This is a genomic window from Paraburkholderia sp. HC6.4b (genome assembly GCF_014200875.1).
Taxonomy (GTDB): domain Bacteria; phylum Pseudomonadota; class Gammaproteobacteria; order Burkholderiales; family Burkholderiaceae; genus Paraburkholderia; species Paraburkholderia tuberum.
Map to the genome: position 1 here is coordinate 149016 of NZ_JACHDC010000020.1, position 24676 is coordinate 173691.

Genomic DNA, 24676 nt, shown 5'->3' on the forward strand with positions numbered 1-24676 from the left:
ACGCCGTCGAGCAGCGCCTGCGCTTCATCGGCTTTGTGGGCTCGCCGGCGAGAATGCGAGCGAACACCGCCCTGCATCGCGAGCAGGTGTAGTGCGCCTCTGCTCGCGCGTCCTTCACAGCGCCCACGCCATTGAGCATCAGCGCTTCATGCGGCTGAGTGGCAGCCGGCTGGCCGTGGAGGATCGCGCATAGTGCGCAAGGTTGAATCCCGGGGTTCATATTTACCTGATAAAAATCACATGTAGAGAACACAGTTCGCTCTGGTTAATGCATTGTGGGTATATCAATAATGAAAATCCATTATTCATCAAATAACAGTGTCAATTGTTGTCAAATGTATGGGCGAAAAATGGCATATGACACTAGGATACAAACTCTTTCTTCTTTTGGGGTATCTCTCATGTCGCGTTGGGACAAAGTTGGCGCAGTAAATTATCTGCGTTCGCACGCACTGCCAGTAAGTATGGGTAGGTGCGCGGAATATACGCGCCGCGCTATTGAGTCGGGTGGAGTCCATCTTATGCGAACTGAGTCAGCGAAAGACTACGGTTCATCACTTGTTAGTGCTGGCTTTTACGAAGTGCATGGTAATCCGCAGCGCGGCGACGTAGTCGTGATTCGGTCAATTCCCGATCATCCGCACGGACATATGGCGATGTACGATGGACAAATCTGGATTTCAGACTTCAGGCAACAGCACGGCTTCTATCCAGGCCCTGCGTACAGAAGTGCGAAACCGCCCTATAGAATGTATCGCCACGATTGAGGGAAACCATGCGGAAATACATGGCCTTTCTGATTGCATTGCTCGGCATTGCCCTTGGAATCTTCTTTCAGTCGTTCGCGATGGCGCAGGCGCCGGACACGAACACACCTGAATCTAGCGCGAAGGCGTTTTACACGTGGTTCATACAGCAGGACGCTGAAGACCGCGGCTATCCCCTGATGAACAAGGACATCTATCGCTTTGTGTCAAAGCCGACAGTCGATTTTCTGAGAACTGAATATAAAAAAAACAAGTTCGCGGAGCGAGCCGAATACTTCACCAGGGTCCAAGACTATGACCAGCAGGACTGGCTCTCCCACATTGCCGTGCATCCGGCGATCATGCTTGATGATGTGGCGGTCGTTCCGATCACCTTTGGATCGGTAGAGAAAAAGAACATTCTCGCCTTTCTGCGCAAGCAGAATGGGTCCTGGAAAATCACCAAAATAGACGACACACAGGACGACAAGTAGTCGGGCCGCTCGCTGGCTAGGACGTTGGGCCCTTAACAGGAAAGATTGTCGGGGGCGGTTCAGCGCTCGCGGCGGTACGCGAGCGGCTGACACGACAGGAGTGATGTCAATGCTACCCGGCGCTGGCAGGGCAAGCATCTCCCAGATACCCGATGGCTATCAGCCTCGCATTTCAAGATCGATCTCGCGACATGTCATCGTGGTTTTCTCATATGGCGTCAAGTCGCCGACACTGGTGAACTGTTTCGTGGCGCAACCTGAGAATGATGCGCACATGATGGTGAGTAGTGCGGTTTCTAATCTCATATTTCTATCTCTAATTTAAATGTCGCATCTCCCGGAAATTCGGGGCGACAGATTATGACATTACCAACACCTGTGCATGACCAATGGTTGTGCATGCACAGGTGTTGGTAATTTACCTTTTCAGGGCTTCGCATTACATTCTCGCTAAATAGTCAAGCGAGTTGTCATGCACGATTTTCAGGTAGCGAAGTTCGACGCGAAATTGGGGCTGGTTTTCGGATGGGCGAACATCTGCACGAAAGCCGGGGCTCCGTATTACGACTCGGACAACGAGTGCATCCCGGAATCCGTGGCACTCGAGGCATGGTCAAGCTTCATGCAGGGGAACCGCACGCTGAAGCTGATGCATGCAGGCGATGAACAAGGCGAGGTTGTTTTCGCGTTTCCGCTGACCTCGGATATCGCATCGTCGCTCGGCATCACCGCCGAACAGAGCGGCGTGGTGGTGGGCGTTAAACCGAATTCCGCGATGCTCGGAAAATTCGCCTCCGGGGAGCTCAAAGGCTTCTCGATCGGCGGATCTGCGAACTGGGTGGATGACTGATGCGATTCGACGGGAAAACCCACAAGCGCACTGCAAGCTTCCTGAAGATCGGTGAGCTTTCTGGCGTTCCAAATCCGGCACAAACTCCTGCGCGGGTGACGATCATGAAAGGCAGCGACCTGGCTAAAGCAGCATTTGACGCAGCGATGGCCGATCGCGAGACGGCGAAGGCCGCGATACTCACACCGCTATGGGATCAGCATGCCGCAATGCGTGAGGAGTTGACCGCCATTGCAGTGGATGACTCACTCGACGCCGATGACCAGATGGCAACGATGAAAGACATCGCCGGCGGTCACATTGACGCTGCTGCAATCGCGCTGGGTATCACGATCAAGGCCGCGGCACCGTACAAAACAGAAGCTGGTGTCAAGTTCCCGAAAAGCGACTATGCCTATACGCCGGGCGACAAACCGTCGGAGTGGAAGTTGCGCCTGACCAGTACGCCAGGCGGCACGCCCGATCCACGGATCGTTGGTGCTGCTGTGGCGGCGCTTGGCCCGGGCGGATTCCGCGGCAACAAGGTACAAATCCCTGCCGAAGACCTCGCTGCCGTCAAGGCAAGAGTCCTCGCCGCATGGCGCAAGGCCAACTCCGACAAGGATGCGGATGAAGCCCCCGATATTCTCACTAAGGAGGGCAGCATGCCCGATCTGGCAAAACAGTTGGCTGATGCACAGGCTGAACTGGCAAAACAAACCGCTCTCGCAAGCATGAACGATGCTCAAAAGGCGTATTTTTCAACCCTCAAGGGAGCGGAGGCGGACGCGTTTATTGCAGCCGCGCCGGCCACGCGCGAGGCATTGCTGGCGACGTTCAAGGCGGCCGATGAAGTCGTGTCGGTCGGTGGCGTCGAAGTGCGCAAGTCGGCGGTTGGCGACGCCGCTTTCGCGCTGATCAAGAAGCAGGCAGCTGATCTCGCGACGGCCGCCGAAGCGCAGGCAGTCGCGAAGTACGCGACGATGGCGGGATCGCCGGAATACGCGATGCTGCCCGGCGATGCAACAGCCAAGGCCATGGCGCTCCGCGCAATGGATGCGTTGCCGAAAGCTGAGCGCGACGCGCTTGACACCATGCTCAAGTCGGGCGCCACCGCACTGAAGGCGCGCACCTTGCCAGCGGGCCATCCGGGCAACGGCGGCACTGAATCGGCGACCGGCGCTGAGGCTGAGCTCACTGCGCTCACCGAGCAGCACATGTCGAAGAACGCCGGCATGACGTACGCACGTGCACAGACCGAAGTACTCAAGACGGCGGCGGGACAGGATCTGTATGCCCGCATCGAAGGGGGTGAGTGATCATGGCATTCGAACAGGCACTACAGTCATTCACGGCAGCAGCTGGCCAAGACCTGACGAACGCGCAATTTCGCTTTGCCACGCTCGATGCAAACGGAAATGCAGTTCTGCAGAGCGTCGCCGGCGCCCCGTCCGTCGGCGTACTCCAGAACGCGCCGCGCCTCGGCGAGGCAGCGGAAATCGCTTTCTCGGGCGTGAGCAAGGTCGTCATGGCCGCCAGCGCCCCCCCGATGACCACCGTCTCGTCCGATGCCAATGGCGCGGCCGTCGCTGCAGCTGATGGGTCGGGCTATGCAGTGTCGGGCACCACAATCGTTTCGACGATTTCTGGATCGATCGGCAGCGTGCTGCTTAACGTCAATATCACGAAGGCCTGATCATGGTTAAGCGAGTCATCAAAACGGGCAGCGGCAACCAGCCGGGCCTCCAGTCGGTCCACATCAATGGGCCGCTGACCAATATCTCCATCGCGTATCTGCAGGACGAAAATTCGTTTGCAGCTGCGCGCGTGTTCCCGATGGTGCCGGTGGATTTCAAGTCGGATTATTACTTCAAGTACAGGAAATCCAGCATGATGCGCAACGATTTTCGCCCGCGCGCACCCGGCACGGAGTCGGCTGGTAGCGGTTTCGACATGCTTCCGGATCAGTACATGTGCGATGTGTATGCATTGCACAAAGACATCCCGGATCAGATCCGCTCGAACGTCGACGCACCGCTTCAACTCGATCAGTCGGTGACGCAATTCCTTACACAGCAATCGCTGATCCAGCGCGAGGGTGCATTTGCGACTCGCTATCTGTCCACCGACAGCGGGTGGAAAATCGTGGTGTCCGGTGTCGCTACTGCACCTGTAGCAGGGCAGTTCCGGAAGTGGAGTGATGCTGCCTCGGATCCTATCGAGGACATCAAATCGAAATCGACAGAGGTGCAGCGCGGCAGCGGCTTCCGCCCGAACGTGCTGACAATGGCGCAGGACGTGCGCGACGCGCTCGATACCAACCCGGCTGTGATCGATCGCATCAAGTACTCGGGCGGCACCAGCAGCACAAGCCCGGCACAGGTGACGGATGTCGCGCTTGCGCAGCTTTTCGGCGTCGATGAAATCGTTATCTCGAGCGCCGTCCAGGCGACAACGCCTGAAGGCGCCGAAGAGGAAAACTTCGATTTCATCGTTTCCGGAAAGGTGCTGCTGGCGTACCGCACAAAAAATCCTGGGCTGATGGTTCCGAGCGCCGGATATGTGTTTTCGTGGAGAAACTACATCGGAAACCCCGAAGGTGTGGCGGTCAAGAAGTTCCGCATGGAGCATCTGGAATCTGATCGCGTCGAGTGTTCGATGGCATACGACATGAAGATGGTCGGCGCGGACCTGGGCGCGCTCTTCGACGAAGTGGTCTGAGCGGATATGGGCCAGTCTCGAATCCCGCTCGATTTTCACCGGCCGCTCTTCGCCCAGCGCGACGGCTTCGTGTTTCAGGGGCGGCACTATGCAGTAGGCGTGGAGATCCCGTGGCGAAGGCTCGCCACCAGCGAGCATGTGATCGCACGCATCTACGGTAGTGGCCGCATCGGGCACGAGCGCTATGACAGCGAGGAGGGCACGCCGCCGGCGCGGCCGGCTCCCGCCGCGGCGCCTGTCGAATCGATCCCGGCTGTCTCTGCGGAGACGTCGCCCGCTGAGCCGGCGGCCGATGCGCAGGCAGATCCCAGGGAGTCGCCGGTCCAAGATTCTAGGTATGCCATCGAGCACATCGGCGGCGGGTGGCACCGAATCACGCTCGATGGCGCAGACGTACATCGGCTGCGTGGGCGCCTGTCCGATGCGCAAAAATGGTGTGACGGTCATCCGCCCGCCGAGAAGCAGAACAGTAAGTGAGGTGGGCAATGGCTTCAGCTTCAGACATCGCACTCGTGCGCACGTTGCTACCAGGTGTTCCGGCGACCGTCACTGATGCTCAGATCGGCGGCTTGCTGGACGCTCCCATGGCAGTGATTGATGTTGCGATCGCGCTGGCTGACTCGATGGCGAGCCTGTACGCGAACAAGGTCAACATTCGCGTTGGCTCCATCAGCATCAACAACAGCGATATCGCCAAGTCATGGCAAAGCCTGAAGCGCAACCTGATTTTCCGCAAACAGACCGATTCCGGCGTCCCAGGGGCATCGGGCGCAAGCATTGGTGGTGCCGGGGTTGCCGTGATGTCGGGGGGGCAGATTCCGAGGAAATTCGTCGACGGGCAGCTTGATAATCCGCCCTGTCTCGATCGAGGTCTTCCGTGAGCTACGCCGAGGACATTCTGACTGGCGTGCAGGAGGTGATCGCGGAGATTGGTGAGCCCATCTCGATCGAGCGCATCACGCGCGCGCCTGACCCTGCACATCCGACCAGCGTGATTGAGACGCGCGACGTCTACACGGGAATGGGCGTCCTGATCGGGCCCAGGCGAACGTGGGACAAGGCCACGCTGACCGTCATTGAGGTGACGGAGTTCTATGTGGACCTTCTGAGCCTGGTGGATGCCGACGGCAGCCGGCCCAACACGCTCGATGCGGTTACGGTGGTCACCGATAACGGTGACGTTGTCATGCTGACCGGCACGGGCCAGCGATGGACGCTTCTCGACAACGAGGCACCTCGCATTGAGGGCCGTCAGGTCGCCGCATTCCATCGGGTCGCAGCGTGATGACGGAGGACTCTGCCGCCAGCGTGATTCTGGGTCGCCTGGCGTCGATTGTCGACCCGCGAGGTGTCCGTATGCAGTACCCAAACCTGCAACTGAGCCCGCGCGAGGATGAGACGTGGGTTCGGGCATCGGTGCTCATCCAGAACGCCGCGATCACTACGCTGGGTGGCTCGAAAGTGAAGCGGCGGCGCATGCGTGTCGGCGCGGCCTACGTCAACGTGTTCACGCCGTCCGGTATCGGCACGAAGAGCAACACAGACCTGTGCACTGCCATTCGCGATTCATTCGAGGGGCAGTGGTCCGACCCTCCGCTGCGGTACGGGCAGCCCACGGGCGTTCGGATCGTGACGATCGGCAATGACAACCAGTACTACACGCAAAACGTCGTCATCCCATTCACTTTCGACGTCGTGGCGTAAGTCATAGGGATGCGGCGCGGGCCGCAGGCCACAATTCATTTAGAGGTTGGATATGTCGGATTTCGATTGCACGCAAAACGGTGCTGCAGACACAAACGCGACAAACCTGGCAATCTGCAAGACTTGCATGCCCGTCGCAGCGACGATGTGGGAAAACCTGCAGCCGAATGATATCTCGAATTTTTCGGCAGCTATCACGACGGTGGCCCGTGAGCCGATCAGCGATCTGCGTCAACGCCGCAAGGGAACCGTCACCGACCTCAAGGCGGCGCCGGAATTCAAGGCGGATACCACGCTGTCGATGATCGCGACCTTCATGGATGGCTTCCTGATGTCGCAGTGGCAGGGCGTAGCAGTGGATGGCATCGTTCCGACAGCTGTCGAGGACGATTCCGTCTCAATGCCGGTTGGTCCGGTTCTCGCCGAGGGCGCGCTTGTGGCAATGTCTGGATTTGGCATTCAGGCAAACAATGGCTTGCACAGTGTGGCGGCTGGATCGACAGCCACGAGCATTGCTATCCCAGGGCTCCTCGAGGAAATCCCGCCGCCTACCGCGAGAGTATTTATTGCGGGCGTCACGCCACTGGCTGGCGATCTGCAATGGGATGGCATCAACGGCCTTACGAGCGTGCAACTGGATTTCACCACGCTGCCGCTCATCGTCGGCTCGGCAATCTGGATCGGTGGCGCAACGGCGGCGGAGCAGTTCGAAGGCGGTCTCGGCGGCATCGCCCGTATCGCCAGCATCTCAAGCAACCGGCTGGCGCTCGTCGACCTGAATGGTCCTGCGACAGCTGATCAGGGTGCCGGTAAAAGTATCCCGATCTTTTTCGGCTCATTCGTCTCGAATGTGCGCACGTCGGACCCGCGGTTCACTGATGTCCGGTACACCATGGAGGCATCCTACAACACCGTGCCGCCGCTCTATGAGTACGCTCGAGACTGTCGGGCTAATGAACTGGCGCTTGATTTTCCACTCGCGCAAAAATCGACGATGGACGTCAAGTTCGTTGGGCGAGACGTTCAGGCACCGACGACGGAGCGGCTACCTGGGCTGCAATGGGCGGATCAACAATACAACACGGCATTCAACACGGCGGCGGACTTTATCCGGCTGAAGGTTGCAGATCTCGACGGGGCCGGTGTAACGACGTTCCTCGGCAGCACCACGATCACCGCGAAAAACAACCGGGCGGGCGAAAACACGCTAGGCATGCTTGGTGCAACGTTCGTCAATTTCGGCAACTTCGATCTGGATATCTCTACCGAGGCCATATTCACGAACGGCGCGGTGCTGTCTGCGGTGCGCAACAATCAGACCGTATCGCTTCAATGGTTCCTTGCGAACCATGATGGCGGGGTCTATTTTTCCGTGCCATCCATGACGCTCGGAGATGGCTCCAAAACCCTTTCTGTGAATCAGAAAATCAAGATCAAGACGACGGCAAGCGGCTATGTGGATGATGCCCTTGGATACACGATGGGTGTCACCCTGTTCCGCTATCTGCCGATCCAATCAAGCTAACTTGGACACGAAAAATGAAGCTCAGCAAGGCACTCGGCCAGTTCAATCTCAACGATACCGTCACAGTTGAAATCACGCCCGGTATCTTCTCCGTTGATATTGTCTCGTATAGCGGGGCGAATCAGGAATTCAACCGGCGGCTCGCGCTGCTTACTGCGACATATCCAAATCATCAGGTCGTCACCGACAACGGGACATTCATCGCGGATCTGATTGGCGGAAATCCAACCGATGCAGTCGTGCAGATGGTAACGGAGGTGCTGATCTCCAACTGGTCGCTGAAAGATGACGACGGCAATGATGTGCCGTTTACGGTCGATACGGCCGTCTCCATCATCCGATCCACCGACCACCCAGGCATCGGGCGGAACCTGATGCACAAGCTCGTCCAGGTATCGCTCAACAGCTCGCAGTTTCGTGCCGACTGGGAGGATGGAGTCGCAAAAAACTAATCGACGTGCTGCTGTGGCGAGAGAAAACGGGGGGCGACGATCTGGGTTGGGTCGCCAAAGCCGCAGCAGCACGTGGGGTCGCCATACCCAAAATAGTAAGAAGTCGGCCAGAAGTCATCGCGGGTGCGGAGTTTTTCCTGCGTGCCTATGTCGATCTCGCTGCTGACCGGGTTCGCATCCCGGTTTTTGCAAAGGGGTTCATGAGCAGCATTCCGGGCCCCATACCATGGACCGCAATCGACCGATACGCGCAATCTTTCGGATATCCGGTCGATTCCCTGCGCCGAATCCTCCGCGCCGTTGATGCTGGAGTCGGGAAAAATGGGTAGCGTTTCGGATCAGATCAAGGCGCTCACGCTTCAGCTTGAGGAGGAGCTGTCGAAGCGCATTGTCGAAATCGCGATGGATATCCGGTCGGAGCTGGTCGATAACCCGCCAATCGGCACGCCGATCGACACCGGTTGGGCCAGCAACAACTGGTGGTTTGGCGTTGGCGCTTCGCCCGCCGGGAATGGCGGGGTTCCACCAGCAGACCCCATCGCCGCAGCAACTGATGTAGCAGTGCGCGCATCTGGTTTTGCCGAAGGGCTCGCACAACTTGGCGAGTACAGGCTGACGGATGCGCTGCCCATCTATGTGTCCAATCACGTCCCCTACATTAACCGGCTGAATTCTGGCTGGTCACAGCAGACGCCCAGCGGTTTCATTGAAATGGCGATCGCAAACGTATACATCAAATACCTCAGGAAGTAGCCGTCATGGATGACATCGGCATTGACGTTGTTGTAGACCCCAATGGAGCGGTCTCGGGCGCGAAGGCGATCACAGCTGCTCTCCAGGGTATTGGTGCGGCTGGCGACAAGGCGGAAGAGGCCGGCAAGAGCGTCAGCGATGCATTCGATGACGCCGGGGATTCTGCGTCGAAACTGAGCGCGACCGGACGCGACCTCAGCAATGCACTCGATGGTGCTGGCGCGTCGGCGGAAAAGGCTGCCACGGCAACGCAGGGGGCCGCGAATGCATCGGAGAGAGCCGCGACAGCTACGCAGAAACATTTGAAGCTGGCCTCGGACTTTGTTCCGGCGGAGCGGAGCGCAACGACGGCCACTGAAGACAACACCAAGGCCATTGATGCAGCGCTCGACGCGAACGAGAAGTACATCGCATCGCTCCAGCGTCGCGCAGAGGCCATGGCCGAGACAGACGCGCGCGAACGCGCCATGGCGCTTGCTGCGACGCGCATACAGACGCCTGCCGGGGATGCATTCGGGATAGCCCGGACACAAGCTCTGGAAGCGAAGATGGCCGCCGGCGCGCTCTATGACGCGCAGCGGGCAGCGAAGGAAGCCGACAAGGCCATGCACGGCTTCAGCCTGTCTTCTGCCGGCACGAAGCAGGAGCTCATCCAGATCGGGAAAGAGGCGGTCACAGGCGATTTCTCGCGCGTGCCGACTTCGATGGCGACGCTCGCAACGCAATCCGGGTTGCTTCAGGCCGCACTCAGCCCGGTAGGGCTCGCGATCGGAGCGGTGGCTGCCGGTGTCGGTGCATTCGCCGTGGCTGCGGTCAAGGGAGCCAAAGAAGCCAGTGCGATGAATGCCGCACTGGTGATGACCGGCAATTATGCTGGCACCACGGCATCGGGGCTGCGCGCGATGGCAGTGGCGGCATCATCGGGCATTGGTTCGATCGGCAATGCCAAGATAGCCATCACTGAGCTGGCGGCTTCAGGCAAGTTCACGAGCGACCAGATTCTGTCGATTGGCACGGCCGCTACAGAGATGGCTGCAGCCACTGGTCAGAGTGTCGATGCCACGGTATCTCAATTCAAGCGAATTGCAGATGATCCGGTAAAGGCGATCGTCGCCCTGAACGATCAATATCACTTCCTGACGCTCGCTACATACGATCAGATCGCGGCACTGGACAAACATGGCGATAAACAAGCTGCAGCAGCGCTAGCGGAGAAGACATATTCCGATGAGTTGAAGAAACGTGCCGAGGAAATCAAGGCAAGCGAAGGGCTGATTGAAAAGGGCTGGGACGCCATCACAGGTGCGGCCCATGCCGCATGGGATGCGATGCTTGGGATCGGCAGAGACGATCCTGTGGCGAAGCTCAATTCCCTAAAGGAAAGGCTGGCTAATGCCCAGGCCGGGTTTGTCAACCCAGAGTTTCCTTCGATGGATAACGTCGAAGACCTGAGAAAACAGGTTGCTGAACAGCAAAAGCTTGTAGATGGAAAAAAGGCAGCAGCTGAAGCAGATTCCAAGACTGCCGTAGCAGAGACGGCGCGAGTTGACGCGCGGAGGCGCCTGGACGCGCTCAGGGAAGCGAGCCGCACAAAAGAAGAGAGATTCCAGGATGTCTCTGCTCAAATCCGAAAGGATGCCCTTGCGATCGACATGAAGCAGGTCGATGTCGAAAAGCTGATCTCAGCTGAGCGCGAAAAGATCATGGGCAAGGGCAGGGCATCTGCAGTCGCCCGGAAAGACGAAATCACCAGCAACGAAAAGATTCTCCAGCAGTTGCGTGACGAGGTTGCGGTAAAGGAGCAGCTCAGCAAGCGCGACCAGGCGATCGAGGCCGCGGCATCCAGAATCAGGGCGCCCACGACGAAGACCGGCGCCCCGTCGGCCGACCCGGAAAAGCTGGCCAAATTCCATGAGCAGCAGGATCAGGCGCGGCAGATCGCAGCGGACAAATACGATGCGTCGGTGACAACGTCCAATGCCCGGATACTGGAGCAGCTGCAAAAGCAGGTAACGGTGCATCAGCAACTGGATGCTATCAGTCAGGCCGGCGCGGCCGCGGCCGCCAAGCTCATCGATCCGCAAAGCAAGAGTCTGGAGATAGAGCAGAAGTACCTTGCGGCCGTCAAGGAGGCCGATGAAGCTGGACGGGCGAAGTTCGCTGCAGATGCGATCGACAAGGAAAACAAGGCGCTCGCAATACAGGTTGCGATGATGAGCAGTGTCGGGCGGGAGCAGGCGTTGTTAAAGGCCCAGGCAATCTTGGGAGCGAGCGCGGCTAAAGCACAGGCGAAGGCAATCGGAGACGTTGCTGGAAAGCTCTACGATATGCAGACGCTTGCTGGACTTAAATCAAAGCCAGGACTTGGTGGAGTTGGCACCGGCCTGTCTGGAATGCTTGGCGCAGAGACGCCTGCTGCACAGATAAAGCGTGAGGGCGACGATGCAATCAAGGCACTGAAGACGTGGAAAGAAGAATATAACAAGACTGATGCGGAATATGATGCCGCCTTAACTCAGGCAAAGCAGGATACAGCGGATCAGCTACAAGCCATCGACACAGCGAGAATGCAGACTGAGCTGGCCGGCGCACAGAATCTTGCCGAATCACTCATGACCGTAACGGAGGCGACGAGCGGAAAGCAGAGCGCAGCATATCGGGCCGCATTCATAGTATCCAAAGCGGCCGCTGCTGCTCAGATTGCAGTCCAGATCCCCGCTGCTATTGCGAACGCATCTGCAAGCCTCCCATTCCCTGCCAATCTCGCGGCAATCGCACAGGTGGTGGCGCTCGGCGTGCAACTCGCGCAGCAGGTGGCGTCAGCGGTGCCAGCATTTCGCAACGGCGTGGTCGATCTGCAAGGACCTGGCACAGGCACGAGCGATAGCATCACCGCTAAACTGTCAGCCGGAGAATCCGTTATGACGGCAGATGCCACGTCGCATAATGGCCCGGCACTCCGCGCGATGAATGCGGGGTATGAGGTGGGCGGCAGTGGCCTCAATATGGCGATCCATAATTATGCTGGCGTGCAGGTTGAGGCCAAGCGGCTGTCGGAGCGCGACGTCGTCCTGCTAATCAATCAGCATGCGCCGCGGGTGATGGCATCGGAAGCAGGAAAACCGAACAGCAATTTCCGCAAGACCATGAAAACCAATATTGTTCAGCAACGCACATTCTGATGCCAGCCGTAACCGACATAACTGACCTTCCTGTGCTGATGTACGGTGGGGAGATGATCCAGCCGATCCAGGACAGCTATACACTGACGCCGACGCTCGGCTCATTGGTAACAACGCTGCCCGGCGGCATGCCGCGCGTGATGCAGCAGTTCATAAGACAGGCAACACCCGTCCAGTTCACGATCGTTCTCAACTCGCCAGCAATGGTGCAGTGGTTCCAGAACTGGTGGGAATTCCTGCTGAACGAGGGGTCAATGCCATTCGTCTGCGCACTCGCGATCAATACGCCGGCGCCGATCAATCACGTCGCGGTGATGACGGCCGATCCGCAATATTCGGTCATGCTCGGCTACTATGCCGAGGTGGTTTTGACGGTCGCCGCTGAACAGGTTCTGATTGACAGGGATCTTGCTCTGGGCAGACTCCTTCTGTGGCAAATCTATGGAGATGATGCAGCGCGGTTCCTCAATATTCTGGCGCAATTCGCCAATGTCGATACGACTGTGAGCCTAGGCCGGATTCCCAGCTATGCAAACTGAACTCCAAAGGCTTCTGGCGAGCCAGCAGGCCGGCATCATCGAGCTGGAAACATTCCAGGTATCGCACCCGAATTTTTCGCGGTCGTACTACATCGTGCGAAATCTCCCGGATGGCTTCACTGGGCAACTGGAAGACGGCTCTCTTGTCGAATTCCAGTATGTTCCAGTCAGTTTTGAGCGCGCCGCTGCCAACGGTGATCTGGATTACGAAATAAGAATTACATTTCAGGACCTGAATGAAATCATTGCGCCCGAGGTAGCCCGCATACCAGTTGACAGCAAGGTCATTCCAACCTGCATCGTTCGGTCATTTATCTATCGCCGGGATGGAACAATCAGTCCGGTTGCTGACGGGCCGTTTGTGCTGGGCATCAATTCCATTGCCTACACTCCGGAAGGATGCGCCTTCACGGCGAGTAGCCAGCCATTGAATGTATCGGCGACCGGCGAGGTTTATGCGATCGTGGATATCCCGATGCTCAAAGGTTTTGTGATCCAGTAATGATGCCGCCGGTTGGAACGCCCTATCACCGCGAGCGCTACAACTGCGCGCACTATGTGGCTGACTATTACCGCGAGACGCTCGGCATTGTCGCGCCCACAGCATCGGCCGGATCGGAATGGGAGCGCGGATTCATGATCTGGATGCGCCAGCATTTCGTTCCTGCGATAGCGCCGGTAGATGGAGCCTTGGTCGTCATGTTGAGCCGCGCTGGACTCCATGTCGGCGTGTATCGCGATTGGCTGGTCTGGCATTGCAACAACGGCCCCGATAGTGGTCAGGTCATGGGTAGCTCGCTGTCCGTGTTGCGAATGGAATATCGAAAAATACGGTTCTATATCTATGACTGTACGAATTAACTTTTTCCCCGAACCCACTGTCATGGAGTCATGCGAAGCCGCGAGCGTAGGTGAATGGCTGCTTGCGCGTTATGCGGCATCCGGACTGCCAGAGGGCCTGCGCGTGTATCTCGGTCATTGTTCGGAGGGTTCGGATATCACGCATGACGTCGCCGCGTTGATGGAGACAGAAGGCGAGTTCGAGGTGTGCATCATGCCGGGCGATCCGACGTTCGGCGTTCTCACAGCTGTGCTGATAGCGTCGCTGGCCGTCGGCGTGGTGATGGGCGTGATGGCAAAGAAGGCGGCCGCTCCGGCAAACGCCAACCGCACCCAGTCCAGTCCGACCAATGGCCTGTCTGGGCGCTCGAATATGGCGCGCGTCAATCAGCGTCGAACGGATATCCGGGGGCGTGTTTCTGCGAGTGTCCCGGATCAGCTCATGGTTCCATACACCAAATTCGTCAACAACATCGAATATGAGTGGTCATATATGGCGGTTGGAGTGGGCCGGTACGCCACCGGAAATGTGAGGGACGGCGATACGCTGCTGGATTCGATACCCGGCTCGGGAATCGCCTTCTATGGGCCGGGCACAAGCCCGAATCTTGGTGAGCCCTACGCGACATCTGGCACGCCAATTACAGACATCCTCTGGAATGTATCCCAGTCATCGACGATCAACGGTCAGACGCTGCTTGCACCGAATGCAATTGGTGCCAACGGGGCCACGGTGACGCTGGTCCCGACTGACCAGGGAAAACGCATCGAGGTTCGGCCGGCAGCCGGAGTGTCATTCAATTTCAGCAGCTTCATATCGATCGGATCTGAGCTCGAAATAGCGGATGGCATCGTGATGGTTGGCATCGGACTCGTCAATGTGGTCGAGTACGATCGGGAGGTTGGCGAAGTAACGCGTTCATTTACCGCAAATGGGTATCGGTCAGTTGATCTGAGTTTCGATGGCTACGTGGTGACAAATATTCTGGATGCGTTCACCGTGATTGTGACCGGCGGTCCGGCGTGGCCCGCGCCGTCGGAGTGGGGTGGAATGGGTTATGGCGGATCCTTCTATTCCGTGATGAGTTTTGCGACACCTCCGGCTGTTGGCTATCCCCTGCCCGGCGCTGGTGGTCAAACGGTCTATTCGGATAGCAGCACGGCCTATCCCGGACAGAGTGCATCTTTCATGATGCCAGCAATGACTGTGTCCGCAATTTCGCGGGCCCGGCAGGTAGGTGCACAGGTGGTGCCGGGTAGTCAGGAGGCGTGGATCAACCTGATCGCGCAAAGCGGCCTCTATAAAGACGACGGGCGAAACACATTTGACAATCCCGTCACGGTCACCATCTCCCTGTATGAGACGGTGAAGGGGGTGGAGACGGGCGCGTTTGTGTCGGAGCAGGCAACGGTTCAGTCAAATGGTCGAGACAATGCGGCGCTCACCGTTGTGATTGGTATCCCCTATGCCGAGTGCACGGTCTATGTGGGCCGAATCACGCCGACTGATCTGGATTTCTCTGGATCGGTCGTCGATGAATTGAAGTGGCGCGACCTGTTTTCAGCTACTGCGGTACCGGCCATGGCATTTGGCGACATGACCACGATCCATGTTCTCAGGCAGGCGACGACGGGTGCCCTCGCCGTGCGTTCGCCGGGTATCAGCCTTGATGCGACCCGCATCATCACGTATGGGGATACAGCAGGTTCTCCCAACCCGAATTTTGCTGATGTGATCTGGGATATGGCGCTTGATCCGCGACTTGGTCGCCTGAGCAGCAGCCAGGTCGATCACGACGGCCTGTGGGAAACGATGGGGCAAGCTTATGCCCATTTTGGCTCATGGGAGCCTATCGAGGTCGGCTATGCCTTCGACACGACAGACATCACTTTCGAGGAGTCCGTTTCGCTGATCTGTAACGCCGTGAATGTCACCCCATATCGCATGGGTGGCGTGCTGAAATTCCAGTTTGAAGGGCCGCAGTCGACTAGCGCAATGCAATTTGTACACCGCAACAAATGGCCCGGTACTGATACGCGTACACGCTCGTTCACTGCAGACCAACTCTATGATGGAGTTGAGCTCACGTACCGGGATGATGAAGCAGGCATTCCAACGGTCATTCGCCGGCCAGCAAATGATATTGCTGCGAATCCCAAGCGCATTGAGGTTTCGGGCTGTATTACCCCGCGGGGAGCGGCGATACGCGCGAGTCGGGAATACAACAAGCTGCTGTACGGGCGTGTGTCTGTGCAGTTTGATTCGTTCGGAATCGCTCGATCATGCCTGCCATCCATGCGGGTGGATGTTGCGGACGGAACGCGTGGACCGACTCAGGATGGAGAGGTTATAGACCAGCAGGGGCTTACCGTTTTTCTGTCTCAGCCGGTTACCTTCACGCCAGGGGAATCGCACAGCATTGTGCTGACGCGTCGCGACGGCAGCATAGAGGGAATTCCGTGTACGCCCGGCGCCGACGCGAATAGCGTGGTGCTTGGCAGGGCTCCACTCGAAGATCTGTTCGTTGGTTACCTCGAGGCCAAGACGATGTACAACTTTGGCTCCGATACCGCCCTGAAAGCGGAGGCCATGCTGGTGCAGACCGTGGCCCCGCAGATTCAGGATGGCGCAGAGCACATCACGATTACATGCATCAACTACGACGATCGATACTATCAGGATGATCTGGCAACATAGCAAGATCCTCTGGGGGAGGCTGAAATCAAGAAAATGTAGATTGATATAGCTACGATGGCGCGGTAATCGGGATGGCCCGTGAGGCATCTCCCCATGGCCCCCCCAGCTCACCTACCGTAACCCACGGTGCACCGTCTGATGCCTCCACCCAAATAGTTTCAGGTGTGCGGTTATTGTAAGTGACAGGCAGCACGACGACCGTATCGATCGTCGTGGGCACGCCAAAATCGACGCTGATCCACTGGTTGGATGGACCTGCGACCGCACTGGTCCATGAGTCCGCCGGGCTCGTCGGCACGTTACTCGTGGTCTGGAACGCAATGGTCGCGTCCCGACCTGCGTACATCGAACTCTGGTCGAAGCCGACGACGTCGTCGTATGAAAGCCGCTGGCCGCGCTGGTACATCCACACCCGGCCTACCGCCAGATTGTCGGCAGGCGTCACCGGGTTCGGATACGGAAAGAACAATCGCCAGTAGCGCGCGGTGTAGCCTGCCGGCGCGGGCGGCACCGATGACCGTGGGGGCACGCTGCAGCGTCCTGTCAGCGAGACTCCTAGACCAATCATACGAGCGCCACGAGGTTGCTGGCCGTCGTGCCAGACGCCTTTATCTGGATTGGGCGAATTGGCAAAACTTCACCTGCATAGCAATTTTCGAAGAGTACCTCAACTCCATGATCTCCAATCACTGCGACATCGCCAGCGATGCCCACGCGTATTGCTCGCGGCCGTTCGGGCAGTTGCTCAGAATCACTCGGCTCGATCAGGAAGAAGTTCCGGGCCGGACTGTCCAGCATCGGCCTCAAGTTGCTGAATTGATCGATTTGTTCGCTCACGATTAGCCTCCAGAAGTACGGTTATAAATGCGTGCCAAGAACAGATCGAGCTGACTGGAATCGGGCACATCCCCGGACACGAAATCCGCGATGATTGTGATCACTATTTTGTCGTTGATCACTTCACCAGTCGAATTATCGGATACCTGTTGTCTCGTATGGAGCCGGATCGAACTGACGGTCCCATCTTCGTCGAGAATCACGGAGTACTGACTCGGACTGTTGCGTTGTATATATGACATCGACCACCCACTAGGAAAGGACGACTGAGCCAGACACGCTCATCTGTGAGCCTGCCGGCCCGGCCGTCGAGCACTTGTACTGAATCGTTATATGCGTCGCATCCACCGCTGTGCAACGTGGCCCCCAGGCCATTTGCACCGTCGAGCCGCCAACCAGCCCTGTCATCGTCAGTTGCACGTAACGATGAACCGGCGTGTACATGAGCCCATGCTCAACGCTCACTTCCTGAATAGCTGTCGAATCGAGCGGTAACGCGGCGATTTCGAATACGTTGCTGGTTTTCGCCGGCACCGCCGACAGGCCATTCGCCATGATGTCGAACTTGTCTTTCCCGTTGGTGGGTTGATCGCCTGACACATAGGCACCGGTAGTCTGGTAAATGCGCAGACCAATCTGGTTGTAACCGCCGTGCACGTCTGTGGGGGTTTTGTAGTTGAACCCCACCAGATTGTTTCCAAGGTAACCCCCGATGCGATTTCGCGAGCCCGAGACAGTCAATGCCGTGCGACAGTTCTGCGCGACCAGGTCCCCGATGCTGTTGGACACGCCGGTAATATCCACGCCATCGAACCGGTTAAGCGTGCCGCTAATGTTGGATGTGCCGATCTGATTGAAATTTCCCGTGATTCGCAGCACCGTAAAGCCACTCGACACATCGTCATTGCGCATGATCCCGTAGTGCGAACCAATCGATATCTGGCTGCCAGACAGGATCAGTGAGTCACCACCCTGACCTCCGAGATATTGCTTCACGATGCTGATCATGGAGTTGCTTCCACGTATCTCACACTGCGAGCCGTCGACAGCGAGCAGGCCGCATGACATGTTCGTGCCGATGTACATGTTGCGGCGGGCACGATTGCTTGCAGTCTCCCAGTTCATATCGTTCGAATAGCAATGCAACGATGTGACATACGTTGGCGCACCGTTGTACTTGCCGGCGAGGATTTCGCTGACGTAACCCCAATCGTTGTTGAAGCAGCAGATCGCGTTATCGACAAACAGATTGTGTGGTCCGCGATTGCGCCAGCCCACACCGCCGTTGTCACGACAGATCACGTTGCGGACGTAGCCCTCTTCCTGCGTCGAGACGCCCGCCGTGCCCGTGACATTCGTCGCGTACTCTGTGTGCAGACCGTCACCGGCAGCGCGGAGCACGACGACATCGTCGACGATCACATTCGAGCCATAGAAGGCAACCCCGCGCCCTGCGACATTGCCAGAGCAATTGACTAGTACGCGCCGCAAGCCAAACCAGCTCGGCACGCGAGAATCGCCCGCGACATCGAGACCGGAGCCGGTGAGCACCGCAAAGTTCTCGGAGGTGATGAAATCGCGATTCGAGCCCGCAGCCTGCTTCAGCTCGACGGTCGCACCCGAGAATGATTCGATAAGCTGATAGCGCCGGATGTCGATATGCGAGGCTATGTACGAAGGTTGAGGGCACACGATGGTGCCGCCGCCGCGCTGCGCGAGGTACGTGCCCGCGCGTTCGAATGCGTTCGTAAAGTCTGCATCGCCGATCTGGAAATAGTCATCGACGCTGATACGCTCGCGCATCTTTTCTTGAGCTGTGCGCGCGACAGCCCCGGCTCCACCTTGAATGAAGCCGATCAGCGATGCGCCACCCGGCATTCCGATATCAAAACTAGTAAGTCCCTGATAAATAACGACCGAACCACTTGCCAGGTCGGCATTGATGTCAGTGGAAACATAGGGCTCCGGATTGACGGATAGATATGTGATTCCATCGTGTGTTACGACATCCTTGAACGAGAGGGTCATTCCAGCTTCCCAGTCGCCACGGAAATTAAATCTCGCCATACCCGTGAGAACCGTCGGAATCGTCGGTTTTTCGTTGCCGAGTCGATCGGTGCTATAGGCAATCGGTCGAGCGGTGGTTTGCGAAATCCCAGTGGCGACCTCTGCTATGTGATATGCGTCAGACCGGGCATTTTGCAGGTCGAGAATGGTAATTTCGTTGGCCACGACGGCTCCTTTGGGTGGCATTGATCGCTTTGGGGAATTGTACGATTCCCGGGCGAAGCGCAAAAAACCGCGCACGCTATCATTTCGGGGAGTGCCGAGCTATTCCGCTTTATGCGGGGAAAGGCCACCAGGACAAAACCACTATCCGGATAGCACATGCAAAATCTGAATCATTCGTATCCTGAAGCCGGGCGAGTGATTCCGTCAGGCTGCCGAAGCAAGTTGACGGGAACGGTCGTCCTCCTGGATGAGTCCTTGCGCGCCGCCATTGCAGAGTCCAAGCGCGATGATCAGTCCGCCGGTGAGTTCGTCAGGGCGGCGGTCTATGAAATGGTCAGTGATCCTGTGCGAGAGGAGGTCGAATGCGCAGTCACGGGTGCGCTCAGAGTACGTCTTCACATCATGCTGTCGAGATCACTTCAGGACATGATCTATGCAGCAAAGCAGCCCGATGAATCTATCGGTGAGTATGTACGGTGCAGTATTCGCAGAAAACTGCGTGGCAGGCAAATTGGGGTGACAGGTGGATGAAAAGCAGTCCGCAGTAGATGGCGCACGAAAGAATCTGACCGCAGGACAGGTTTCTTTTGTGCATCATCTTCTAGAGCGCCAAAAAACTGGTCTGACACTGGCTCAGTGCTACGCGCTCGTGCACCCAAAGGTGACTCCCGGGAGCGCCGCTGCACTTGCTGCACGCATGCTAAAAAATGAAAAGGTCAGGGCATATTTGGACGCCATTACTGATCAGGCGGCCGCGCGGGCTATCGCAACTCTGTCTGACCTTCAGCATGAATGGACCCGGGCAGCCCTTGGCTATGAGGCGATTCTTGAGAAATCCTGCGAGCGGCGCCGATACGAAGGTGGTAAAGGCGAATTCCTGTTTGGTCTTTTCGTCGACGACCCAAACAACATCCCCAACGATGCCGTCAAGTACATCGAACGCATCGAGAATATGCCGGGTGTTGGATGGCTGGTCGTGCCCAGAGTAAATGAAAAATACGCCGACAGAAACAAGGCCGCCGAACTCCTTGGCAAGACTTTCGGTGCATTCATTGATCGCGTTGAAAGCACAGGGAAGAATGGCGGTCCGATTGAGGTTGCAGACGTGAGCGCGAAGGCTCTCAGGACGGCCTGCAAGCGCCTCAGAGCAGAACTCTGACGGGGGAATGGATGAGCGATCTGACGTGGGAATCGCTCACGCCTCTTGAGAGAGGGGTGCTGAGAGTGGAATCAGAGGCGTCCCTGCTGATGTTCGCTCGCGGCTTCTTTCGCTTCATGGACGGCGGAAAATTTGCTGTCAACTGGCATCACCATCTGTTATGCGATGAGCTGGAAAACGTGGAGTCTGAAAACGTAACACGGCTTTTCATCAACATCCCCCCGGGCGGATCGAAGTCGCACCTTGCCTCTATCTGTTTCCCGGCCCGGGGATATGCGAGAAACCGAAAAGCCAGATTCATGCAGGCGACGTCTGGCGATGAACTCGTGCAAGCCAATTCGACGAGGACGCGAGACCTGGTGGGATCGCAGGAATTTCAGGCCATGTGGCCGATGAAGTTCTCAAGCGACACCAACAGCAAGAAATCATGGTTCGTGGTCGATGAGCGCGGCATTAAAAAAGGCGAGTTTCGTGCTGCAGCATTGGGTGGCCAGACGCTCGGGTTTCGTGCGGGAAGGCTCGATTCCGGGTATCAGGGAAGCGCAATCCTTGATGACCCGAACAAGCCGAGCGACATGCTGAGCGACATCAGGCGGGAGAAATCCAATGCCAGCGCACAGTATGTGATTGACACGCGGCTTGCCCGCTCCGATACGCCGGTAGTCGTCATTCAGCAACGGCTGCATGTGGACGACTTCACCGGGAATTTTCTGGCGGGAAAAACGCTCAAGACAGACTTGCCGTGGCTGAAGGTGTGGACGTCTCGCGGCACGGCTGGTGACATCCGGCAAATCATCGTGCCTGCGCTGATTGATGACGAGTACGTGCACTCGTTGCCCAAGAAATATCGAGACCTGGTCAATCCCAAAAGGCAGGAGCGAGATGATAAGGGCCGATTCAGCTATTGGGCGGCGAAAGACACGCTCTCCAAATTGCTCGAACTGGAGGCTCGAAACGATTACGTATTCAAATCCCAGTTTGGACAACGGCCGCGGGCTTTCGGCGGCACTATCTTCAGGCAGGAATACCTTCACTACTACGACCAATACAACCCGCCGCCGTTCGAGTACATATTCTTGACGGCCGACACCGCCCAAAAAAAGGGACGGCGGAACGACTATAGCATTGTGTGTTGTTGGGGAGTCTATCGGGGGTGTCTGTATCTGATCGACGCAATAAAGGGGAAATTTGAGGCACCAGAACTCGAAGAGAAGTTCATCGAGTTTGCGCTTCGGTGTAACAGCGTAGAGGGGATGCCGAACGTTCGGGCAGCGTATGTCGAGGACAAATCGAGCGGAACCGGCCTAATCCAGACAGTAAGAACTTCTCTGCCGTTTCCGGTATTGCCAGTGAGCCGTGGATCAGGGGATTCCAAGATCGAGCGGTACAACGATACGACTCCACACATGGCTGCGAATCGTGTGCTGTTCCCAATGGATCATCCCTTGCTGACCGAATTTGTATCGGAGCTGATGGACATCACAAGCAACGACACGCATGCGCACGATGACTTCGCCGACAACCTGGCGGACGCAGTTCGTATCGGGTTGCGAGGAAACGTTGCGATGCCGCCAGAAAAATCGAAGGTGTATCCGGCTGTCGGCATCGCGACGCCAGACTACGCTACCTAACTTTTCGAAGACACAAACGAATGCAAGAAAATCTCTACAAACCATCAGGGGTATTCGGGTATGGCCGGGGGGGTGACTCAGGCTACACCTCGGATGACTTTTTGCCTGCATGGGTCGGGGAGAACAAGAAACGTACGATCAACTCGATGATCTACAACGATGAGACCATTGGGGGTGTGCTGTTTGCAATTCGCACATTGTTTCGGACAGTCGACTGGCGCGTTGAACCAGCAATGTCCGACAAAGAAAAGAAATACTCGGCGTGGCTCGACAATGCGCTGTTCACCGAGATGGGTAGTGGCTATATCGAGAAAAGCTGGACTGACTTCGTGCAGAACGTGCTGACTTGTGTTGAATGGGGATGGTCATACTTTGATGCCGTACTGAAAAAGCTGAACGACGGCTCGATCGGCATCGACCAGTTCATGCTGATCGCACAGGATTCCCTGATGCGATGGGAAATGGAGCCGAACAACTCAGGGCGCGTGCTGGGCCTGCATCAACTCGTCCCGTCCGCCGGCACGTTCTATATTCCGCTGGATCGCGCACTGCATTTCGTGGTCGCACCGAACCGCGGGAATCCCGAGGGCATGAGCTGCCTGAGGACGAGTTACAGGCCGTTTTTCTACAAGCGAAAGCTGGTGGAAATCGAGAGCATCCTCGCTGAGCGCGGTACGGGTTTCCCGGTCATCTATGTCCCGGCGAGCCTCAAAACGGACAGCCTCAAAGTCGACGACAAGGGTATGCCAACGGAAGATGCGCGTAATGCGGCCGCGCTGTGCAAATCCTACGAGGACCTGGCCAAAAATATCCGTATGAATAGTCAGTCGGGCGCTGTTATCTACGCGGATTTTGTAAAGAATATCGGCAAGGATGGAGAAGTAACGAACACAAACAATCGGGCGGTCGAACTTAAGCTCACGAGTCCGGGCCAGACAAATGCCGTCGACGTCGACCGGGCTATCAAGCGGCATGACTCAGGAATGGCGCGTGCGCTGCTTGCCGATTTTCTGTTTTTCGGTTCCCAGGGAACTGGTGGCAACAAATCGCTAGGGGAAGATCGGTCCCAGCTTTTCATGCGTGCGATATCGGGGTGGCTCACGATGATTAAGGCTACCGTCAACACACAGATTGTCAGCCGGTTGTGGGAGTTGAATAATTTTCCGCCACAGATGAAACCCATGCTTGAGCCGGGGGATGTTACCAAGGAATCGATTGCCGCACTTGCTGCGGACGTTGCATCGCTGGCTAATGCTGGGGTGATCGGTGGCCCTGATGTTGAGCTGGACAACGAGATACGAACCTCAATGGGTCTGCCGAAGCGCAAGGACGGCTTGAGCGATGACGATTTGCCAGCCCTGCCAACGGATGCGCCGCAATGAGTCGCGACCCATATCCCGATCTTGCACGGAAATACGACCTCCAGATTCAGCGGGCGCTGATGGATTCTTGGGATGCATTGCGCGGCATGGTGAGCGAGAACGATCTGGCGCGTATCCTCGCGACCGAAGGCGTGAGCGGCATCTATCGACTTCTGGACCAGTTCAACATCACGATCAGTCAGCGACTGATGCCGGTGATGCAGGCAGCAATGATTGAGTCGGGCCGCGTCGCGATCGCCATCATTCCATCGAGTGCAGTCACGACGCCGGCCTACATTACAGCTATGCCGCGCTCCGCCAGCGTGGATGCTGTGATCGCGGAGCGGATAGACCAGATATCGGTTGAGTCTGCATCGGCGGTAAGACAGGCCGTCGACACGGCGATGTCGGCCGGGCGGCCGCCGCTCGAAATCGCGCGCGATTTTCGGGAGTCTATCGGGCTTACGACCCAGCAGGAATCGTTTGTCGCGAACTACCGGACCAACTTGGAAAATCTCGATCGCAATGCCCTTCTCAGAGCGCTTAGAGACAAGCGGTCAGACAGCTCTATCGAGCGCGCGATAGCAGAGAATGCCCCGCTTTCAAAGGAGCGCATTGACAAACTCGTGAGCCAGTATCGCTCGCGATGGATCAAGTATCGCAGCCAGGTCATTGCCCGAACCGAGAGTCTGACGGCGGTGTCGGTGGCTCAGGATGAGGCTATTGGCAAGGCTATTGCCGACGGCCACATCAGCCCAAACATCATCAAGCGATGGGTCACGACCGAGGATGGCCGCGAGCGTCCAGTGCATGAAGAACTGCATGGTGATGAAGTGAGATTTGGTGAGTACTTCAGCAATTCGCTTGGGAGGCTGCGCTATCCGCGCGACCCAGATGGAAGTGCGGAAAACGTCATTCAGTGTCGATGCCGTGTGCAGTATGTGCTGCCTAAGTCCTAACTTAAATGACTTTT

General features: G+C 57.2%; 25 protein-coding genes. 22 read left to right on the plus strand and 3 right to left on the minus strand.

Going from position 1 to position 24676, the window contains the following annotated elements:
* Positions 1-787 precede the first annotated feature (787 nt).
* The 17 genes from HDG34_RS28420 (at position 788) to HDG34_RS28500 (ending at position 16483) form a co-directional block, all read left to right on the plus strand.
* Positions 788-1240, plus strand: coding sequence for a YbjP/YqhG family protein (locus tag HDG34_RS28420; RefSeq protein ID WP_260321373.1), 453 nt, complete (start codon positions 788-790; stop codon positions 1238-1240).
* A 472-nt stretch (positions 1241-1712) separates the two neighbouring features.
* Complete coding sequence (locus tag HDG34_RS28425; protein WP_184064547.1) at positions 1713-2090, plus strand: hypothetical protein; 378 nt, start codon at positions 1713-1715, stop codon at positions 2088-2090.
* Positions 2090-3388 carry a hypothetical protein gene (locus HDG34_RS28430; protein WP_184064550.1) on the plus strand — a complete coding sequence of 433 codons (1299 nt, stop codon included), beginning with the start codon at positions 2090-2092 and terminating at the stop codon, positions 3386-3388. Before HDG34_RS28425 ends, HDG34_RS28430 begins: the two co-directional genes overlap by 1 nt.
* A gap of 2 nt (positions 3389-3390) precedes the next feature.
* Positions 3391-3765, plus strand: a complete 375-nt coding sequence (locus HDG34_RS28435; protein ID WP_184064554.1) for a hypothetical protein — start codon at positions 3391-3393, stop codon at positions 3763-3765.
* Positions 3766-3896: 131 nt separating this feature from the next.
* Entirely contained in the window at positions 3897-4790 is an 894-nt protein-coding gene (locus HDG34_RS28440) for a hypothetical protein (RefSeq protein ID WP_184064557.1), read from the plus strand.
* 6 nt (positions 4791-4796) lie between these two features.
* Entirely contained in the window at positions 4797-5267 is a 471-nt protein-coding gene (locus tag HDG34_RS28445; RefSeq protein ID WP_184064560.1) for a hypothetical protein, read from the plus strand.
* Positions 5268-5275: 8 nt separating this feature from the next.
* The gene (locus tag HDG34_RS28450; RefSeq protein ID WP_184064563.1) at positions 5276-5671 is read left to right on the plus strand and encodes a hypothetical protein; all 396 of its coding nucleotides are present in this window, start codon (positions 5276-5278) and stop codon (positions 5669-5671) included.
* On the plus strand, positions 5668-6075 hold the full coding sequence (locus HDG34_RS28455; RefSeq protein WP_184064566.1) for a hypothetical protein: 408 nt from the start codon (positions 5668-5670) through the stop codon (positions 6073-6075). The genes HDG34_RS28450 and HDG34_RS28455 overlap by 4 nt, the downstream gene beginning before the upstream one ends.
* Positions 6075-6494, plus strand: coding sequence for a DUF4128 domain-containing protein (locus tag HDG34_RS28460; protein WP_260321374.1), 420 nt, complete (start codon positions 6075-6077; stop codon positions 6492-6494). Before HDG34_RS28455 ends, HDG34_RS28460 begins: the two co-directional genes overlap by 1 nt.
* Positions 6495-6546: 52 nt before the next feature.
* Positions 6547-8019: a phage tail tube protein gene (locus tag HDG34_RS28465; RefSeq protein WP_184064571.1), complete on the plus strand. Its 1473-nt coding sequence runs from the start codon at positions 6547-6549 to the stop codon at positions 8017-8019.
* A 14-nt stretch (positions 8020-8033) separates the two neighbouring features.
* The gene (locus HDG34_RS28470; protein WP_184064574.1) at positions 8034-8471 is read left to right on the plus strand and encodes a hypothetical protein; all 438 of its coding nucleotides are present in this window, start codon (positions 8034-8036) and stop codon (positions 8469-8471) included.
* Between the two features lie 321 nt (positions 8472-8792).
* Complete coding sequence (locus HDG34_RS28475) at positions 8793-9224, plus strand: hypothetical protein (RefSeq protein WP_184064577.1); 432 nt, start codon at positions 8793-8795, stop codon at positions 9222-9224.
* Between the two features lie 5 nt (positions 9225-9229).
* Entirely contained in the window at positions 9230-12406 is a 3177-nt protein-coding gene (locus tag HDG34_RS28480; RefSeq protein WP_184064580.1) for a phage tail length tape measure family protein, read from the plus strand.
* 53 nt (positions 12407-12459) lie between these two features.
* Positions 12460-12945: a hypothetical protein gene (locus HDG34_RS28485; RefSeq protein ID WP_184064583.1), complete on the plus strand. Its 486-nt coding sequence runs from the start codon at positions 12460-12462 to the stop codon at positions 12943-12945.
* Positions 12935-13447 (plus strand): DUF1833 family protein, encoded by a 513-nt coding sequence (locus tag HDG34_RS28490; RefSeq protein WP_184064586.1) that lies wholly within the window; start codon positions 12935-12937, stop codon positions 13445-13447. The genes HDG34_RS28485 and HDG34_RS28490 overlap by 11 nt, the downstream gene beginning before the upstream one ends.
* Positions 13447-13806: a hypothetical protein gene (locus tag HDG34_RS28495; protein ID WP_184064589.1), complete on the plus strand. Its 360-nt coding sequence runs from the start codon at positions 13447-13449 to the stop codon at positions 13804-13806. The genes HDG34_RS28490 and HDG34_RS28495 overlap by 1 nt, the downstream gene beginning before the upstream one ends.
* The gene (locus HDG34_RS28500) at positions 13790-16483 is read left to right on the plus strand and encodes a host specificity factor TipJ family phage tail protein (RefSeq protein WP_184064592.1); all 2694 of its coding nucleotides are present in this window, start codon (positions 13790-13792) and stop codon (positions 16481-16483) included. The genes HDG34_RS28495 and HDG34_RS28500 overlap by 17 nt, the downstream gene beginning before the upstream one ends.
* Before the next feature lie 49 nt (positions 16484-16532).
* On the opposite strand, the gene HDG34_RS28505 is transcribed toward HDG34_RS28500, so the two are convergent.
* From HDG34_RS28505 to HDG34_RS28515, 3 genes are all read right to left on the minus strand, one after another.
* Entirely contained in the window at positions 16533-17012 is a 480-nt protein-coding gene (locus HDG34_RS28505) for a hypothetical protein (protein ID WP_184064595.1), read from the minus strand.
* A gap of 35 nt (positions 17013-17047) precedes the next feature.
* Positions 17048-17320: a hypothetical protein gene (locus tag HDG34_RS28510; protein ID WP_184064598.1), complete on the minus strand. Its 273-nt coding sequence runs from the start codon at positions 17318-17320 to the stop codon at positions 17048-17050.
* A 252-nt stretch (positions 17321-17572) separates the two neighbouring features.
* Positions 17573-19552: a hypothetical protein gene (locus tag HDG34_RS28515; RefSeq protein ID WP_184064601.1), complete on the minus strand. Its 1980-nt coding sequence runs from the start codon at positions 19550-19552 to the stop codon at positions 17573-17575.
* A gap of 156 nt (positions 19553-19708) precedes the next feature.
* On the opposite strand from HDG34_RS28515, the gene HDG34_RS28520 reads away from it, so the two are divergent.
* The 5 genes from HDG34_RS28520 (at position 19709) to HDG34_RS28540 (ending at position 24662) form a co-directional block, all read left to right on the plus strand.
* Positions 19709-20083, plus strand: a complete 375-nt coding sequence (locus HDG34_RS28520) for a hypothetical protein (RefSeq protein ID WP_184064604.1) — start codon at positions 19709-19711, stop codon at positions 20081-20083.
* The gene (locus HDG34_RS28525; RefSeq protein WP_184064607.1) at positions 20076-20711 is read left to right on the plus strand and encodes a terminase small subunit; all 636 of its coding nucleotides are present in this window, start codon (positions 20076-20078) and stop codon (positions 20709-20711) included. The genes HDG34_RS28520 and HDG34_RS28525 overlap by 8 nt, the downstream gene beginning before the upstream one ends.
* Before the next feature lie 11 nt (positions 20712-20722).
* Complete coding sequence (gene terL / locus HDG34_RS28530) at positions 20723-22342, plus strand: phage terminase large subunit (RefSeq protein WP_184064611.1); 1620 nt, start codon at positions 20723-20725, stop codon at positions 22340-22342.
* Positions 22343-22488: 146 nt separating this feature from the next.
* Positions 22489-23724: a hypothetical protein gene (locus HDG34_RS28535; RefSeq protein WP_221309289.1), complete on the plus strand. Its 1236-nt coding sequence runs from the start codon at positions 22489-22491 to the stop codon at positions 23722-23724.
* Positions 23721-24662 (plus strand): phage minor head protein, encoded by a 942-nt coding sequence (locus HDG34_RS28540; protein WP_184064617.1) that lies wholly within the window; start codon positions 23721-23723, stop codon positions 24660-24662. Before HDG34_RS28535 ends, HDG34_RS28540 begins: the two co-directional genes overlap by 4 nt.
* The last annotated feature ends 14 nt before the right edge of the window (positions 24663-24676 follow it).